Origin of the sequence: Nitrincola alkalilacustris (genome assembly GCF_008973755.1) — a bacterium.
Taxonomy (GTDB): domain Bacteria; phylum Pseudomonadota; class Gammaproteobacteria; order Pseudomonadales; family Balneatricaceae; genus Nitrincola; species Nitrincola alkalilacustris.
On sequence record NZ_WBOM01000007.1, the window covers coordinates 192,895 to 209,628 of the forward strand.

The window sequence follows — 16,734 nt, forward strand, 5'->3', positions numbered from 1 at the left end:
GCACTGACACGGATTATCCGATCAGGCTGTGCGGGCTGTAGTAGTCACGACGCAGCAGTAACGAGGGACGATAACGATCCTCGGCATAGCTGGCCTGAATATGCTGCAGCACCTGATAGATGCGCCCCTTGCCCAGTCGAGTGGCCCAGCTTAACGGCCCCTCGGGATAGTTAACGCCTGCGCACATTGCCAGATTGACATCGGCAACACTGCACACACCCTGCAGCACGGCATCCGCGGCCTCATTTGCCAGCATCGCAAGGGTGCGCATCACCACCATGCCTGGAGCATCTTCGATCAGGCTGATACTGATACCCGCGCTCTGGAACAGGCGTATGGCATCATCACGCGCGTTGTCGGACGCAGACAGACTGACGCTGAGGGCCAGTCGGCTGGCTGTTGCGTAGTTCAACGCCAGATCGAACAGCACCAGATCACGAATACCGGAGTCTCTGGCGCGCTCGGTAGCCATGCGACCATCGGTCAGGGCCAGCGTCGCTTCGCCGAAGCGCAGCAAGCCGGTGCCTTCACGCTGTGCAACTTGAATACCACAGGCTTGAAGGCGGTCGATCAGTGCACTCGCTGGGCCAATATCACCCTCGACCACCAGTACGGCATCGCCTTCACCGCTGGCGGTTACCGTGGAGGGCTGGGGTTTCTCGGCAGCCTCGGCATAGTTGTAGAAACCACGACCGCTCTTGCGTCCGAGATGACCGGCATCCACAAGACCTTTCTGGATCAGGGATGGTTGAAAGCGTGGGTCGCCATAGTAGGCGTCGAACACGGAGTTGGTGACGGCGTAGTTAACGTCGTGGCCAATCAGGTCCATCAGTTCGAAGGGGCCCATGCGGAAGCCACCGGCTTCGCGTACGATGGCATCGATCGTCGCAGCATCCGCCGCGCCTTCCTGCAGCAGGCGCAAAGCCTCTGCATAGAAGGGGCGAGCAACACGGTTAACGATGAAGCCGGGTGTGGAAGTGGTGTAAACCGGCTTCTTGCCCCAGGCGATAGAGGTGGCATAAATAGTATCGGCAACGGCTTTGCTGGTAGCCAGACCGGATACCACCTCAACCAGAGCCATCAGAGGCGCCGGGTTGAAAAAGTGCATGCCGACCAGTCGCTCAGGCAGGCGCATTTTTGCAGCCAGCGCCGTCACCGAGATGGATGAGGTGTTGGTGGCCAGAATCGTATCGTCTTCACACAGCTCCTCCAGTTGTGCGAGTAACTGCTGCTTGATCGACAGATCTTCAATGATCGCTTCGATCACCAGACCCGCCGAAGCCACTTCGCCCAGGCTGTCAACCGGGTGGATGCGATCCAGCAGTGCCTGGAGTTCGGCGGCGTCCATCTTGCCCTTATCGACGCGCTTTTGCAGTTGAGCGGCAACGCCAGCCTTGCCCTGTTCGGCAGCGCCCGCGCGCTGATCCTGCAGAAATACCTGATGGCCCGACTGAGCGGCTATCTGTGCAATACCCGAGCCCATGGCTCCGGCACCGATCACGGCAACTACAATGTTCTTATCCAGTGCTTTCATCTCAGCGCCCCTTGAATTCCGGTTTGCGTTTCTCAATGAAAGCGGCAACGCCTTCGCGATAATCTTCAGTGCGCCCGGCCAGACGTTGCAGGTCACGCTCCAGATCCAACTGCTCGTCAAAGCTGTTGTTCATGCTGGCATTCAGCGCGCGCTTGATCAGTGCCAGACCAGCAGTGGGCTGGCTGGCCAGATGGCGTGCCAGTTTCAGGGCTTCGTCCATCAGTTGTTCATCATCCACACACTGCCAGATCATGCCCCAGGCTGCGGCCTGTTCGGCGCTGATCTTATCGCCCATCATCGCCAGCGCCTTGGCACGCGCCATGCCGACCAGGCGAGGCAGGCTCCAGGTGCCACCGGAGTCAGGGATCAGACCGATCTTGCAAAACGCCTGAATAAAGCTGGCAGAGCGGGCTGCCAGTGTGATGTCGCAAGCCAGTGCGATATTGGCTCCGGCACCTGCTGCCACACCATTCACGGCGCAGATCACGGGCATCGGCAGATCGCGCAGGCTGCGCAGCAGCGGGTTGTAACGCTTCTCGATTGACTCACCCAGATCAGGCACTTCGGCACCCGGGGCGACATTACGGTCAGACAGATCCTGCCCGGCACAGAAACCACGACCAGCGCCGGTGATCAGCAGTGCGCGGACTTCGGGGTTCTTTCTGATCTGGCTGATCGCACTGCGCATCTCGGCGTGCATATCAGCATTGAAGCTGTTCAGGCTACCGGGGCGGTTAAGAGTGAGCAGTGCAACACCCTGCTCGATCTCCAGAAGAATGGTCTGTTCGCTCATGGCTGAATCCTTGTTATCTTTCTGTTATTCATTGGCCGCATTGGTAAAACTTACGGCGCGTAATCTGTGATGGCAGCTACTACTTACCAGTACTATTTACCGGTGCTACTTGCCAGTAAAGACCGGCTTGCGCTTCTCCTGAAAAGCCGCCAACCCCTCTTTGCGGTCCTCGGTGCCTGCCAGAATGGTGAAGGCGTGGCGCTCAAAGCGCAGGCCTGTCGCAAGATCGGCATCAGCCGCTTTATGGATCGCTTCTTTGGCAAGGCGCACAGCAAGGGGAGCCTTGGCAGCGATGATCTGCGCGATGGCTATGGCTCTTTCCAGGGTCAGCTCGGGGACGCAGATCTCACTGATCAACCCGGCTTCCAGTGCGCGTTTCGCGCTGATCTGCTCGCCGGTCAGTACCATCTGCATCGCCATCGATTGTCCAACGGCGCGCAATAAACGCTGCGTGCCACCAGCCCCGGGCATGATGCCAAGATTGATTTCGGGTTGACCAAAGCGGGCATTTTCGCCGGCAATCAGGATGTCGGCATGCATTGCCAGCTCGCAGCCACCGCCGAGTGCAAAACCATTAATGGCTGCAATCAGTGGTTTGCTGAAACGGGCGATACGGGCCCAATGAGCCTGACGGGGATCTTCCAGAATGCCAACCAGATCACGGCTGGCCATTTCATTGATATCGGCACCGGCCGCAAAGGCACGGTCATCGCCGGTGATCACAACGGCGCCGGTGGCACTGTCGGCTTCTGCCTCGTCCAGTGCCAGAGAGATTTCACCCAGCAGGGCGGTATTCAGCGCATTCAGCGCTTCGGGGCGGTGCAGGGTAAGGATGCGAACACCTTTTACCGGTCCCTGCACGAGAAGGTTCTGCGACATTGGGCAACCCGCTTTATCTTATTAGTTATGAAAGGCCAGCTGCCAACAGGCAGGACCCCTCAATGAAGCAACTCAGCATTCAACTAGTGTAGTTTGAAATAATAGTTTAGTTCCAAACATTTCAGCTTCTAAGTTTGTTGGATCCCGCTGGACAGACTAAGCTTGAGCATTGATTCAAGGCTGATCTCATCTTTATATGCCGGTTGTACAGGCGGCCTGCGGTTGAATCCGGATGTCACGAGTATATCCAATATTTGATACTCATCAACAAAATATTTTTAATTTTTTGTATCGCTTAATGCCGTTATTGATCAAATGGCGTTACAAATCATTGTTTTTCAATGCATAAATCATTGGTCTATATACCGCTAGTGCTGAGTATGCTCCTAAATTACTAGTTGACATGGATGTATTGATACAATAGTTTCTAATATTGTTTATCTGGTGTGTCACTTTATGATCACCTTGAAGCCCTGGACAGGATGTTGAGCAGGCGCAAGAAAGCGAACGAACATTGCATGTAACAATAAACGAGGGCAGACACTGCCCCGATTTTGGAGAACAAAAATAATGTCTAAGAAAATCTTCCGCCGTGCCGGTTTTCTGGCAGCGACCCTGGCTGCCGGAATCTTCGCAACCTCTGTTCAGGCAAGCGATCCGATCAAGATCGGTTCCTTCCTGTCTGCAACTGGACCAGCATCGTTTCTGGGTGATCCTGAGCTGAAAACCCTCGAAATGTACGTTGAAAAAATCAATGCCGATGGTGGTGTTCTGGGCCGTCAGCTGCAGTTGATCCATTATGATGATGCCGGTGATGCCTCTCAGGCGCGTAACTTCGCCAGCCGTCTGGTGCGTAATGACCGTGTGGATATCATTATTGGTGGCAGCACCACCGGTACCACTATGTCGGCCGCGCCACTGATCGAACAGGCACGCACGCCGTTCATCTCTCTGGCTGGTGCCATCGTCATTACCGAGCCGGTCAAGCCCTGGGTCTTCAAAACACCTCAGTCTGACCGTATGGCCGCTGAACGTGTACTCGGTGACATGCAGTCACGCGGTATCACCAAAGTGGGTCTGATCTCCGATACCGGTGGTTTCGGTAGCTCAGGTCGCACCCAGACGCTGGAAGTGGCTGCTAACTATGGTATCGAAATTCTGGCCGATGAAACCTACGGCCCATCCGATACCGATATGACCGCACAGCTGACCCGCATCCGTAATGCCGGTGTCGAAGCCGTATTCAACTTCGGCTTCGGTCAGGGTCCTGCTCTGGTAACGCGTAACTACGCGCAGCTGGGTATCGATCTGCCTTTCTACCAGTCTCATGGTGTCGCATCTGATCGCTTCCTGGAACTGGCCGGTACTGCGGCTGAAGGACTGCGTCTGCCTGCGTCTCCACTGCTGGTTCCGGATTCACTGGATGATGCCGATCCTCAAAAAGCCGTGGTTCAGAACTACAAAGCCGAGTACGAAGCGCGCTGGAACACTCAGGTGTCCACCTTTGGTGCCTACGCGTATGACGGTCTGATGCTGGCTGTCATGGCGATCGAGCAGGCGGGTAGTACCGATCGTGAAGCGGTGCGTTCAGCGCTGGAGAATATCCAGGGCTATGTGGGTGTGACCGGTATCTACAACCTGTCACCGGAAGATCACATGGGTCTGACTGCTGACTCCTTCCGCATCCTTGAAGTCAAAGACGGTCAGTGGAACCTGATCGACTAATCCTTGTAACAAAATAGATCAGACCCCCGGAACACTGATGTTCTGACGGGGTCTGGTTGACCCTGATGGGGCCATTGCCATGCTTGCTGAATTCCTCCAATACCTGTTTACCGGTATCACTATCGGGGCGACCTATGCCCTGGTTGCTCTGGGATTTACCCTGATCTATAACGCCAGCCATGTGATCAACTTCGCACAGGGCGAGTTCCTGATGATCGGTGGCATGGCCACTGTTTCACTGATGGGGATGGGCCTGCCCATGCCAATCGCCATTATTCTGGCCGTCATTCTGGCCGGGATTCTGGGTGTTGCCCTGCAGCGCCTTGCCATTGCGCCTGCACGTCAGGCCAGTGTTGTGACTCTGATCATCATCACTATTGGTGCATCAATCTTTATCCGTGGCGTCGCACAGCTCGTCTGGGGTAAGGAGTATCATGTCATGCCGAGTTTCGGCAGTGACCAGCCGGTGCGTATCGGTGGTGCCGTCATGCACAGCCAGAGTATCTGGGTGTTGCTGATTGCCTCGATTCTGGTAGTGCTGCTGGTGCTCTTCTTTACACGCACGTTGATAGGCAAGGCGATTCTCGCGACCTCCATGAACAAGGACGCAGCACGTCTGGTGGGTATTCGTACTCAACTGGTGCTGATGCTTGCGTTCATGCTGTCGGCACTGATCGGATCAATGGCCGGTATTGCCGTGGCTCCGATCACCTTCACCTCTTACGACATAGGCATCATGCTGGGCCTGAAAGGCTTTGTCGCGGCTGCGATGGGCGGCCTGGGCAGTGGCGTAGGCGCCGTAGTAGGTGGTATCACGCTGGGCATCGTCGAGGCGATGACAGCCGGTTACATCTCTTCTGATTATAAGGACGCTGTTGCCTTCTCGATGATCCTGCTGGTGCTGTTCTTCATGCCCAGAGGGATGTTCGGCAGCCGTGTCGTGGAGCGTGTCTGATGTTGAATTCTCTTTTTCAGTCACGACAGTTCGGTTTGCTGGTGCTGGCACTGATCATCATTGTGCTGCCCTTCGGACTGCAGAACGACTTTCACTATGATATCGCGATCCAGATGGGGCTGATTGCCGCCACCGTCGTGGGTCTTAATCTGCTGGTAGGCTTTGCCGGCCAGATCAGTCTCGGCCACGCCGCCTTCTTTGGTGTTGGCGCTTACATGAGTGCGATCCTGACCGGCACCTATGGCTGGTCACCCATTCCAGTGTTGCTGTTTGCTGCAGTGGTGGTCGGAATCATCGCCTTTGTGGTCGGCCGTCCGATCCTGCGTCTTAAGGGGCATTATCTGTCCATGGCGACGCTGGCGGTGGGTTTTATCATCTACATCATCATCAACAATGAGCGCAGGATCACCGGTGGCCCCGACGGCATCTCCGTGCCCTCGCTGTCGATCTTCGGCGCAGAGCTGAATGTCTTCAATGACTACCAGATACTGGGCATGACCCTGAGCGGCACCTTCCTGTGGTATGTGCTGGCCGGTGTGTTGCTGCTGTTGGCGGTCTGGATTGCGCAGAACATCATCGATTCACCAATCGGCCGTGCTCTGCGTTCTGTACATGGTTCCGAAGTTGCTGCGCGTGTGGTCGGTGTTGATACTGCCCGCTTCAAGAGTCTGGTGTTCGTGATCTCCGCTGTGTATGCCAGCATCATGGGTAGCTTTTATGCCCATTACACCGGCTTTATCACGCCCCAGATCGCCTCCTTCGAGCACTCCATCGTGCTGATCACCATGGTGGTGCTCGGTGGTATGGCTTCCACACTGGGTGTTATTCTCGGTGTGGTTGTGCTGAAGCTGCTGCCTCAGGTACTGGCTGATTTTCAGGAGCTGGAGATGATGATGTTCGGTCTGATCCTGATGCTGACCATGATCTTCATGCCGAAAGGTCTGTTGCCAACCCTGCAGGGACTGGCGCGTAAATATCTGCGCAAGAAGCCGGAGGAGGGAGTATGAGCGCTCTGATCGAAGTCACCGGTCTGGATAAAGCCTTCGGTGGTGTGAATGCGGTTGAAGGCCTGAGCTTCAGCGTTAATGCAGGCCAGGTCTATTCAGTGATCGGCCCGAACGGCGCTGGCAAGACCACTCTGTTCAACCTGATCACCGGTATCTACACGCCGACCAAAGGTGAAATCAAGCTGCGCGGCGAGTCTGTCGTGGGGCTGGAGCCTAACCAGCTCGCCGAGCGTGGCATGTGCAGAACCTTCCAGAACCTGCAGATCTGCATGAATATGACGGCGCTGGAAAACGTCATGCTGGGGCGGCATCTGCAGCTCAAGAGTAACTTCCTGTCGACGCTGTTTCGCCTGCCATCGATGCTGCGCGACGAAGCGGCCTGTCGCGAACGCGCCATCGAGCTGATGGAGTTTGTCGGCTGTGGACAGTATGTGAACACCGAAGCCTCGGCCATGTCTTACGGCGCGCTGAAGCGTCTTGAGATTGCCCGCGCACTGGCGGCAGATCCCAAGGTGATCCTGCTGGATGAGCCCGCGGCTGGCCTTAACGGCACAGAAACCGCAGCGCTGGAGGATCTGATCCGTAAAGTGGCACAGCAGGGTATTACAGTGGTACTGGTGGAGCATGATATGAAGCTGGTGATGGGGATCTCCGATTACCTGCTGGTGCTCAACTATGGCCGTAAACTGGCGGAAGGTACTCCGGAACAGATCCGCAACAACCCTGATGTTATCGCTGCCTATCTGGGCGGTTGAGCGAGGAGAACCGGAATGACAACAACCAATACAACGAGCCCCTCAGCTCAGAATCGCGCCGAACAGGCGGTCAGCATCATCGTTCAGGAGCATCTGGGCCTGTGGCGCATCATCGACCTGCTCGACAGCCTGCAGCAGGATATGAACCTGCGCGGTAACAAGCCGGATGAGCTGCTGCTGACCACGATATTCGACTATATCGAGCATTTCTCGCACCGCGTACACAGCCAGCCCGAAGAGGTGCTGCTGTACAAGCTGCTGCGCGAGAAATCACCTGAATCAGGGCCGCTGATCGACAAGCTGGAAAAGGGCTATGTCGTTGGGCACAAAGCACTGGCCGAACTGCGAGAGCTGCTGACCAGTTGCATGCAGCAATGGCCGGAAGGGCGCGAAGCCTTCAGCCATGCCCTGACCCGCTTCACCCAGGCGCTGCGCAAGCACATCAAGAAAGAGGAAGGGGTCGTAATTCCCCGTGCACGTGAAGTGCTCTCGGCTGATGACTGGGATCAGATCATCGATGCCAAGGATCAGCACAATGATCCGCTGTTCGGTGAGATGGTACGCGATGAGTTCCGCGAACTGCGCCACAAGATCGTCAGCCTGACACCTGAGCGCCTTGGTGGGCTTGGCCTGCTGCACACTGAAAAAACCAGTGCCAGTGCCCAGACCGGCCGTGAGATGCTCAGCATCAAGGGGCTTTACAGCTCCTATGGCCAGATCGAAGTGCTGCACAATGTGGATATCAGCATCAACGCCGGTGAGATCGTCTCACTGGTGGGCGCCAACGGCGCGGGCAAGAGCACGCTGCTGATGACCCTGTCTGGCCTGCAGCCGATTGACCGCGGCGAGATGATGTTTGAAGGCAAGGATATGCGCAAGATGTCTTCCGACAAGCGCGTCTCCAACGGCATCGTACAGGTACCGGAAGGGCGCCAGGTGTTCAAGGACATGACCGTACAGGACAACCTGTTGCTGGGTGCCTATACGCGTGGCAGCGGCCCTGAAGTTAAACAGGATCTGGAGAAGATCTACGACCGCTTCCCGATTCTGCGCCAGAAGCGCCATGATCTGGCTGGAGAGCTCTCGGGCGGTCAGCAGCAGATGCTGGCAATGGGGCGTGCCCTGATGGCCAAACCAAGACTGCTGTTGCTGGATGAGCCCAGCATGGGTCTGGCACCGCTGATTGTTGAAGAGATCTTCAATATCGTGCGCGAACTGAAGAAAGAGGGGATCACCATCTTTCTGGTCGAGCAGAACGCGTCCCAGGCACTGGCACTGGCCGACCGTGGCTATGTGCTGGAAACCGGCGAAGTGGTGCTGCAGGGAACCGGCCGCGAACTGCTGAGCAACGAAAAAGTGCGCGAAGCCTACCTGGGGATGTAAACCCTGATCAGGCCGCTTGACCTCTTTTGAGGCCAGGCGGCTTTTTCACGTTTATCCGAAAGGCCATTTTCCACCCAGTCGGCGGTGTCAGCTACCATTGCTTTGCTCTAAGAGCGGTACTACAGTGGCACTATCAGTCTGACTCAGAGAGAACGTAATGGCAGGTGGTTGGTCACGGGATGGAGCCGTTCAGGATCAAATTGATGCAAGCGTTGAAGATGCTGTGCAGCGCGCTCGAAGTAAATTGGCCAACGGTGAGAGCGCCGTCAATTGTGACGAGTGTGACTGTGTTATTCCAGAAAAGCGCCGCAAAGCGATTCCTGGAGTCAGGCTTTGCATTGCGTGTCAGTCAGCACTGGAAAAGAAGGAAGTTAACTCCAGTGGCATCAATCGCCGTGGCAGCAAAGATAGCCAGCTCAGGTAGCCAGCTGGTCTGCAATAACTCTTGTACCCAGGTTTTGTCAGCAACAGTGCTGTGTCCTTCTATACAGCTGCCATATATGTAGAAGCGATCAGTAACCATAGCACTAGCGAGAGATATGTAAAGCCATGTTTTTTAATCATTTTCATCTCTTGTCGAGCGTTTTTTCATATATCTGTCATCCCCGAAAATTATTGACCAGATAATATTGAGTTCTGGTTTTTTTGAATGCGTTTGTATCTTGGATTTGTTTGTATATAAAAATAAAGTTATTGGTATAGATCCAAGACAAAAAAATATGCTAACGAAAATAGATCTCTCAATTAGAGTCAGCGAATTATCTCGAGTTACAAAAATAATTGTTCCGAGAAAAATCACATAGAATGCAGATGAGAATTGAATGTATTTCATAATATGATCATCATTATTTTATATTTCTAATAAGAAAGTAAATACTGAAAAAATGATAAGCAGAAATCCTAAATGCTCAAGAAAACTTCCTCTACATCCTGTCTCCAGCTCTTCACGAAGCAATAGCCGTGCACTCTTGTTAAATATTTCTGGCTTTTTAATTCCACCCATAAGTGTTAAAGCGAATCCAGCGCATAATAAGCCATATGCGTAGTTGCCCGAAGAAATATTGATTATAGAGGTCGTTAGCATGAAAAAGACCCTAGTGCCAATATGGCAACAATACTGGACTCTTTTGCAATAAATTTACGAACTCTTGAAGAAGGTTTTTTTGTCCCATCCATGGACGATTGACCTCTAGTGATCCCCATTCAGGGGTGACTGACTAAGTGGCACATGTGCTCAAAGCGCTTACATGTTACAAAATAAGAACCATTAGCGTCTACCTTTATATTTGCAATTGATTGATGTAAGGCATTTCAGCTTACTGATTCGATGTCAGCCCCCTCCAGATTCTCAAACAACCACTGCGCTCTCTGCTCTATCGCCTGCTGCTCCTGCGCATCTTTCCTGTCCCAGTTTTTCACCTGCATCCCCAGCCTTGGGTTGTGTTGCAGCCATGAGCGGTGCTTCGCGATGAAGTGCCAGTAGAGGGTGGTAAAAGGGCAGGCGTTGTCGCCATTGGCCTGTTCAGGCTTGTAGGGGCAGTGCCGGCAGTAGTTCGACATCCGTTTGATATAAGCCCCGCTGGCGATATATGGCTTGGAGCCGACAATACCGCCGTCGGCATACTGGCTCATGCCCAGGGTGTTGGGCACCTCGACCCAGGCGACGGCATCCACATACATCGCCAGATACCACTCATGTACCAGCTGCGGCTTGGTTTCCCACAATAGTGCAAACAAACCGGTGACCATCAGGCGCTGGATATGATGACCATAGCCATGCTGCAACACCTGCGAAACCGACTGCTTCAGGCACTGCATATCCGTATCGGCACTCCAGTAGAGATCAGGCAGGCTGCGCTCAGACTGCAGAAAGTTGAAGCTGTCCCACTGATCACGATGATGCCAGTAGATGCCACGGATATATTCCCGCCAACCCAGTATCTGGCGAATAAAACCTTCCACCGCATTCAGGGGGGCTCTGCCGTCAAGCCAGGCTTTCTCTGCCGCTTCTATCACCTCAACCGGGTTGAGCAGCTTCAGATTCAGACTGGATGACAGCAGCGAGTGATACAACCACGGCTGATCTGTCCACATGGCGTCCTGATAATCACCGAAGCGTGGCAAGCGATGAGTGATGAAATCATCAAGCGCCATTAACGCCTGCTCGCGCGTGACTGGCCAGTTAAAGTTATCCACAGCGCCCGGCAGTCCCGGCAGATATTGCTCAACGTCGGCCATCACCGCAAGAGTCATGCTGTCTGGTGAGAAGGAAGGCAGCGGCGGTAAAGGGTCTGGCCCCTGCTTGGTGAAAGTGCCACGGTTATCCTTGTCGTAGTTCCACTGTCCGCCTTGTGGCTTGCCATCGTTATCCATCAACCATTGTCGGGTCTTGCGCAGGTGGCGATACCAGTACTCCATGCGTGGCTGTTTGCGCTGTGCCATCCACTGAGTGAACTCACCCTGTTGTGTGATGAAGTGGCTATCGGGCAGCAGCTCCAGTGAGACTTGATGCTCTTGGCACCACAAACGGATCTGCCGCAACACGCGATGATCCCCCGGTAATACGCAGCGCAGCACTTCGGGCTTGGTGTGAGCCCTATTTAGATCCATAGTCAGAGCCATCTCCAGCGCACTGCTGAAAGAATCACACTGCTGAGCCAGGTCGATATAGGTCAGACGGATGCCGGATGCTCGCAACTCCTGTGCAAAATGGCGCATCGCAGACAAAAAAAGCACCGTGCGTTGCTTGCTGGACAGCGTGGAGCGGGATTCATCCAGCACTTCGGCCATCAGGACCTGATCCTGCTCGGGGTCGAAACCGGCCCATGTCAGATAATCATGACTGAGCTGATCACCCAGTATCAGATAGAGAAATCTCGTTTTCATCGGCCCCTATCAATCCCTGTTTCACCGGTAATCGGCATGTACATAAGATACGGATAAAAGCCGAGGATGGATTGCACACATGGAATTGGCAACTGTTCTGCACAGTCAATACTTGTGGCTTGGGAGGTGACAGCGGACATGGCGGTGGAGACTAATGCTGCCCAGCGAGTTACAGTACTCAACGTTCCTTCTTCGCGCCGATCGCGGTGTGCAGTACTATTGGTATACCCATGAAAAATGATTACGACCAGAACGGGTACCTCGTTCTTAAAAACATCTTTGAAGAGCGTGAGCTCCAGGCGCTGCGGCAGGTGGTTGACCGGTTCCATCAGTCGTGGGTAGAAGAAAACGCCGAGTTCTACGCCGAAAAAGCGATAAACTCCGCTTATCTGACTGCTAAAAAACACCTGAAAGGTTCTGATAGGGAGGTACTGTTCAAGTTCATCGGTTCAGCCAAACTGATGGATGTGGTGACATCTATCATGGGCAGCCACACAGCCTTTATGAATACCCAATTGTTTTTTGATCCCGTGAATGCTGCCCAAAGAAGCTATTGGCACCGAGATCCTCAGTACCATCTGTCTGTTGAAGAGCAGAAGGACGCGCTGGCAGGTCCGGATGTTCTCCATTTTCGAGTTCCCTTGGTTGATGAACCCGGTCTGGAGCTGATACCCGGAACCCACCGGCGCTGGGATAGCAGCGAAGAGCTTGATGTACGCCTGGAGCAGAAGGGGCGTAAGAACCATGAGGATCTGCCTGCTGGTGTAAGAGTTGCCTTAAACGCAGGTGACCTGCTGGTGTTCAGTGCCAATATGATTCATCGAGGACTATACGGCATGAATCGCTTGGCACTGGATATACTGTTTTGTGATCCGGCTCCTGAACTGGCGGCATTCATCACCGACAACTGTTTGCCAGACCCAAGAACACTGGAAATGCTTGAAAATCGAACTGCCTTTGATAGCGCGCTGGAGATTAAACGCAGGTGTGCCGATGTGGAGAAATTGTCGATTTCAGCAACATCCTCCTTGAATAGCTGAAGTGCGATAGTGGCGTTGGCCAGCGCTGGCACAAACAACGTGCCAGCAATTAATGACATCTCAAGGAAGCATGGGATTAACAGGCAATAATAAAAATGTCAGGGTTTGCTGCGTTCCCGCCAGTATCCTTACCGCTCTCGCTGTTGCTAGCCTATCCTCGCTCGCATCTTTGTCCGAAACTCTTCGCGGCTGAGCAGTGTGGCCTTACCGCTTTTGACCTTGGCGACACGACGAATGATTTCATCATTCCAGGCTTGTCCGGCAGCGTCGTCACGAGGGCCGCCCAGGCTCATTATGAGTTCGCGAGCCAACTCTGCACGTTCCGACTCGGAGAGAGCATAAATCTGTGAACGCAGGTGGTTTAATGTTTCGGTAGTCATGGTACCTCCGAGAGTAGCGATATAACTGTACTAGCCCGATTCAAAGACCCTAACAAGACACGGTTCTCGACACTCAATGTGGGTGTTGATTACTGCCAGGCTGGGTTGCTGCTTGCAGGTTGCCCTCACCGCTTCTGTTCTGTTAAAAAAGCGGGTTACTTGTCAGTGAGACTATAATAGAGTGTATTAAAAGCTGGCTGCATGCTTCGCAACAGGCAATCATTAGCCAACAGCACTCGCTGTGCTGGGTGAATAGTTTCTATGACCTATCCTTTATCTAAAGTTTCATTGGAATGTCTGCGACTACTTTGGCATCACTCGCCAGATACGATGTTTATCATTCAGGCCCGATCAGGCCGTTTTTATCTGGATTACTATAATCCAGCTCAGGAAAGGGCATTCCCGGAAGGGCTGGATCTTCGCCAGGCGCTTGATGAGCTCCTGCCACCGGAACTGTATGGTGTCATAAAGACACGCTACGAGCAGTGCATCGCCACTCGCCTGCCCATGAGCTACGAAGAGCCGGGCTTTAACGATGACTACTGGTCCACCTTGCTGGTGCCCTTGGTTGAGGAAGACGGAAGGGTTGAGTACATTGCTGGGGTATCCAGGAGTATCAAAGACCTGAAATGGGCCGAACGGCGGATGCGCGAAGAGAAAGAGCGTGCTGAGTCGCTGAATGCGCAGTATGAGAAACTGAATGCCGAGCTTGAAAACAAGGTGATGGAGCGCACCAGAGAACTGGCGATAAAAAATGAGGAACTGGAGCGCCTCTATATAACCGATAGGCTGACAGGACTTTTTAATCGTCACAAACTCGATAGTTTGCTGGCAGAAGAGGTGCAAAGAACCGAGCGCTACTCGCATCCGTTTGGGGTAATCATGCTTGATATTGATGCATTCAAAAGCGTCAATGATATCTACGGGCATCAGGTTGGTGATGAGGTGCTTGTCGCTATAGCTCAGATACTCCAAGAAAATACACGAGCTACAGACGTGACAGGGCGATGGGGAGGTGAGGAGTTTCTGATTCTTTGTGCAGAAACGGATATGGATGGGCTGCTGCTATTGGCAGAGAAGCTCAGAAAAGCCATTGAGGGCCAGTCCTTCCCCGCGGTAGAACATAAAACCGCCAGTTTTGGCGTTGCGCTACATGAGGCAGGGGACAGTGTAGAGCAACTGATAGCAAAAGCCGATTCAGCACTCTATCGTGCCAAACGCAATGGTCGCAATCGAGTGGAAGAGTATCAAAGCAGCCAATAAAGCGCTTCACTTGTATCAGCCCGACTATTGCAATACCAAGTATTGAACCAACACACATTTCTTTTCGGGAGTCGTTTTATGAGTCTGGCAATCGCACTGCATGTTCTCTCTGCCATGATCTGGGTTGGCGGCATGTTTTTCGCCTATATGGCCATGCGACCGGCGGTGGTGGAGGTGATTGACGCATCGCAGCGAGGCTTACTCTGGTGTCGCACCCTGTCGCGCTTTTTTCAGTGGGTATGGGCGGCCGTGATCCTGTTACCGGTGACCGGTTACTGGATGATCTTCAGTGTGTTCGGTGGCATGTCTGGTGTCGGCTGGCATATTCACTTGATGCAGGGTGTGGGGATTGTGATGATCCTGATCTATTTCCACGTCTTTTTTGTCCCCTTCAGGAGACTGAAGCATGCCGTTGCCAACCAGGACCCTCAGGAAGGCGGTCGCCAGGTGGGGCAGATCCGCAAGCTGGTGGGCATTAACCTGATTCTTGGGCTGATTGTGGTGGTGGTCGGTGCGGGTGGTCGGTATCTGTAAGGAAAGGCCCGCAGCCGTTATTGCTGACCCCGCTCTGTTGCAGGTGGCATATGGACCAAAGGCTATGAGTAAAGTAGAGCGAAAAGTTTGCACACACAAAAAGGATGGATTAGATTCAGATAACAAACAGGATGTAGTCAAGTGTGATGGAGCACCATCGGGGCGGTAGCGTGTTTATCAAAAGCCTGCCCCAACCATCCCATATCCTCGCTTTAGTGTTACCGATAGATGCTGTTATTGCGTGCTGGAAAAATGAGCATGCTTGTTAACTCTGCGAAAGTTGCTCGTTTTGTCGATAGATATAATCTCAACTCATTGAGTTTAAATGAATAATTTTCAAATGCGTCTGAAATACAGCGCATGGACTGGCTGAAAGTTGCGCATGCGCATTTTGACAGATGGATCAAACGTAGTAGAAAGATATTTTATTTTAATATCAGATGCTTAAATAATTATTGTGAACATGGCGGGCTTGACAATTTGAGCATGCTCAGAATAAAAAATGTTAGCATTTCATGAGAGATACGAGTAAGCGATGAGAAAAGAAATTCCAGCTCCGATCATAGCTGTACTGTCAGAGAATATGCCTGTTGTCGAAACACACGCTAGCTTGGATAACCTTTTTTCGTATGCTGAAGCGCCTGGCGAGCCACCCGAAGGTTCGAAGCCCGTTAAGGTTCAAGCATGGCTTCGACGAGTCAACAAAGAATCGGGTCACCCATTGGTTGTTCTAGGGCGGCTTATTGAATGTTATATGGAGTTGCCTGATATAGAAGATGCCACATCTACTTGGTCTGGCGTCCCGACTGTAGATGTAAAAAAAGAGTTCAAAGCCAAGCTTGAAGCAATTCTTTCTCGGTGTAATCTTACATATCTCACGGGGGGGATAATTTCTGATGGTAGTTCCGCGCCGAGTCGATCATTAGCAGAGTTAATTAAAGGTCGAGATATTCCCTCCATTGACGCAGAGTTCAACCGAGCACTTGCCAATGTAAACTCAGAGCCCAGAGAGGCGGTATCGGCTGCGTGCAATATTCTTGAGTCTATTTTCAAGACATATATAACTGATGAAAAACTGGAGATGCCGCAGAAGCAAGATCTCCAAAACGTATGGAAAGTAGTTCGTTCTGACCTAGGGTTTAATCCAGGGGCGCTGGAAGATGACGATCTAAAAAAGATTCTGTCTGGGGTGCTGTCCGTAGTTGACGGTATTGGTGCTTTTAGAACTCATGCAAGCTCTGCCCATGGGCAGGGTCGGAAAATATACAACTTAAAGCCAAGACATGCACGACTGGCTATTCATTCTGCCCATACAATAGCGTTATTCGTATTGGAGACTTGGGATGAAAGAAAGAGCCGAAAGTAATGCTAACAATCGCAGGCACGGCGACGTCTTTTACATTGCGGCTTCGCCTCCATTCCAAAGCCGCGCATGCTGCGGGCGTTGAGGCTGTCGGAAAAGTCCCACAGCCCTTGGCTGACGCGACAGACAAAGGCTAGAATCAGGTAACAGAACTTTACCTCACAGGTGGCAAGGGATGGCGCGGTATAAACACTACGATTACAACCAAACCAAGATGATCCCGCTGCGGTTTGCGGA

Annotated in this window: 15 protein-coding genes; 10 read left to right on the forward strand and 5 right to left on the reverse strand. The window is 52.9% G+C overall.

The features are described 5' to 3' along the window. Positions 1-13: 13 nt before the first annotated feature. The 3 genes from paaH to paaF all read right to left on the reverse strand — a co-directional run bounded on the left by paaH (position 14) and on the right by paaF (position 3,206). Positions 14-1,534, reverse strand: coding sequence for a 3-hydroxyacyl-CoA dehydrogenase PaaH (gene paaH, locus F7R27_RS14145; protein WP_151704913.1), 1,521 nt, complete (start codon positions 1,532-1,534; stop codon positions 14-16). 1 nt (position 1,535) lies between these two features. After that, positions 1,536-2,327 carry a 2-(1,2-epoxy-1,2-dihydrophenyl)acetyl-CoA isomerase PaaG gene (gene paaG / locus F7R27_RS14150; protein ID WP_151704914.1) on the reverse strand — a complete coding sequence of 264 codons (792 nt, stop codon included), beginning with the start codon at positions 2,325-2,327 and terminating at the stop codon, positions 1,536-1,538. Between the two features lie 105 nt (positions 2,328-2,432). Next, positions 2,433-3,206 carry a 2,3-dehydroadipyl-CoA hydratase PaaF gene (paaF, locus tag F7R27_RS14155; protein ID WP_151704915.1) on the reverse strand — a complete coding sequence of 258 codons (774 nt, stop codon included), beginning with the start codon at positions 3,204-3,206 and terminating at the stop codon, positions 2,433-2,435. 570 nt (positions 3,207-3,776) lie between these two features. Between paaF and F7R27_RS14160 the strand changes: the two genes are divergently transcribed. From F7R27_RS14160 to F7R27_RS14185, 6 genes are all read left to right on the forward strand, one after another. Then, positions 3,777-4,931 (forward strand): ABC transporter substrate-binding protein, encoded by a 1,155-nt coding sequence (locus F7R27_RS14160; protein WP_151704916.1) that lies wholly within the window; start codon positions 3,777-3,779, stop codon positions 4,929-4,931. A gap of 79 nt (positions 4,932-5,010) precedes the next feature. Continuing rightward, a complete protein-coding gene (locus tag F7R27_RS14165; protein WP_151704917.1) occupies positions 5,011-5,886 on the forward strand; it encodes a branched-chain amino acid ABC transporter permease in 876 nt (291 codons plus the stop codon). Beyond that, the gene (locus F7R27_RS14170; RefSeq protein WP_151704918.1) at positions 5,886-6,893 is read left to right on the forward strand and encodes a branched-chain amino acid ABC transporter permease; all 1,008 of its coding nucleotides are present in this window, start codon (positions 5,886-5,888) and stop codon (positions 6,891-6,893) included. The genes F7R27_RS14165 and F7R27_RS14170 overlap by 1 nt, the downstream gene beginning before the upstream one ends. Beyond that, entirely contained in the window at positions 6,890-7,648 is a 759-nt protein-coding gene (locus F7R27_RS14175) for an ABC transporter ATP-binding protein (protein WP_151704919.1), read from the forward strand. Before F7R27_RS14170 ends, F7R27_RS14175 begins: the two co-directional genes overlap by 4 nt. Before the next feature lie 15 nt (positions 7,649-7,663). Next, complete coding sequence (locus F7R27_RS19035; RefSeq protein ID WP_151704920.1) at positions 7,664-9,031, forward strand: ATP-binding cassette domain-containing protein; 1,368 nt, start codon at positions 7,664-7,666, stop codon at positions 9,029-9,031. 157 nt (positions 9,032-9,188) lie between these two features. Continuing rightward, a complete protein-coding gene (locus F7R27_RS14185) occupies positions 9,189-9,455 on the forward strand; it encodes a DksA/TraR family C4-type zinc finger protein (RefSeq protein WP_151704921.1) in 267 nt (88 codons plus the stop codon). Between the two features lie 887 nt (positions 9,456-10,342). Here the strand turns inward: F7R27_RS14185 and F7R27_RS14190 are convergent. Then, the gene (locus F7R27_RS14190) at positions 10,343-11,917 is read right to left on the reverse strand and encodes a cryptochrome/photolyase family protein (protein WP_151704922.1); all 1,575 of its coding nucleotides are present in this window, start codon (positions 11,915-11,917) and stop codon (positions 10,343-10,345) included. A 230-nt stretch (positions 11,918-12,147) separates the two neighbouring features. Here F7R27_RS14190 and F7R27_RS14195 point away from each other — a divergent pair, with 230 nt between their 5' ends. After that, positions 12,148-12,957 carry a phytanoyl-CoA dioxygenase family protein gene (locus F7R27_RS14195; RefSeq protein ID WP_151704923.1) on the forward strand — a complete coding sequence of 270 codons (810 nt, stop codon included), beginning with the start codon at positions 12,148-12,150 and terminating at the stop codon, positions 12,955-12,957. Positions 12,958-13,103: 146 nt separating this feature from the next. Here the strand turns inward: F7R27_RS14195 and F7R27_RS14200 are convergent, their stop codons facing one another. Continuing rightward, the gene (locus tag F7R27_RS14200) at positions 13,104-13,337 is read right to left on the reverse strand and encodes an addiction module protein (protein ID WP_151704924.1); all 234 of its coding nucleotides are present in this window, start codon (positions 13,335-13,337) and stop codon (positions 13,104-13,106) included. A gap of 330 nt (positions 13,338-13,667) precedes the next feature. Between F7R27_RS14200 and F7R27_RS14205 the strand changes: the two genes are divergently transcribed. The 3 genes from F7R27_RS14205 to F7R27_RS14215 all read left to right on the forward strand — a co-directional run bounded on the left by F7R27_RS14205 (position 13,668) and on the right by F7R27_RS14215 (position 16,500). Next, positions 13,668-14,600, forward strand: a complete 933-nt coding sequence (locus F7R27_RS14205; protein WP_168927516.1) for a sensor domain-containing diguanylate cyclase — start codon at positions 13,668-13,670, stop codon at positions 14,598-14,600. 78 nt (positions 14,601-14,678) lie between these two features. Then, positions 14,679-15,134 carry a CopD family protein gene (locus F7R27_RS14210; RefSeq protein ID WP_151704926.1) on the forward strand — a complete coding sequence of 152 codons (456 nt, stop codon included), beginning with the start codon at positions 14,679-14,681 and terminating at the stop codon, positions 15,132-15,134. Between the two features lie 535 nt (positions 15,135-15,669). Then, positions 15,670-16,500, forward strand: coding sequence for an abortive infection family protein (locus F7R27_RS14215; RefSeq protein ID WP_151704927.1), 831 nt, complete (start codon positions 15,670-15,672; stop codon positions 16,498-16,500). Positions 16,501-16,734: the final 234 nt, after the last annotated feature.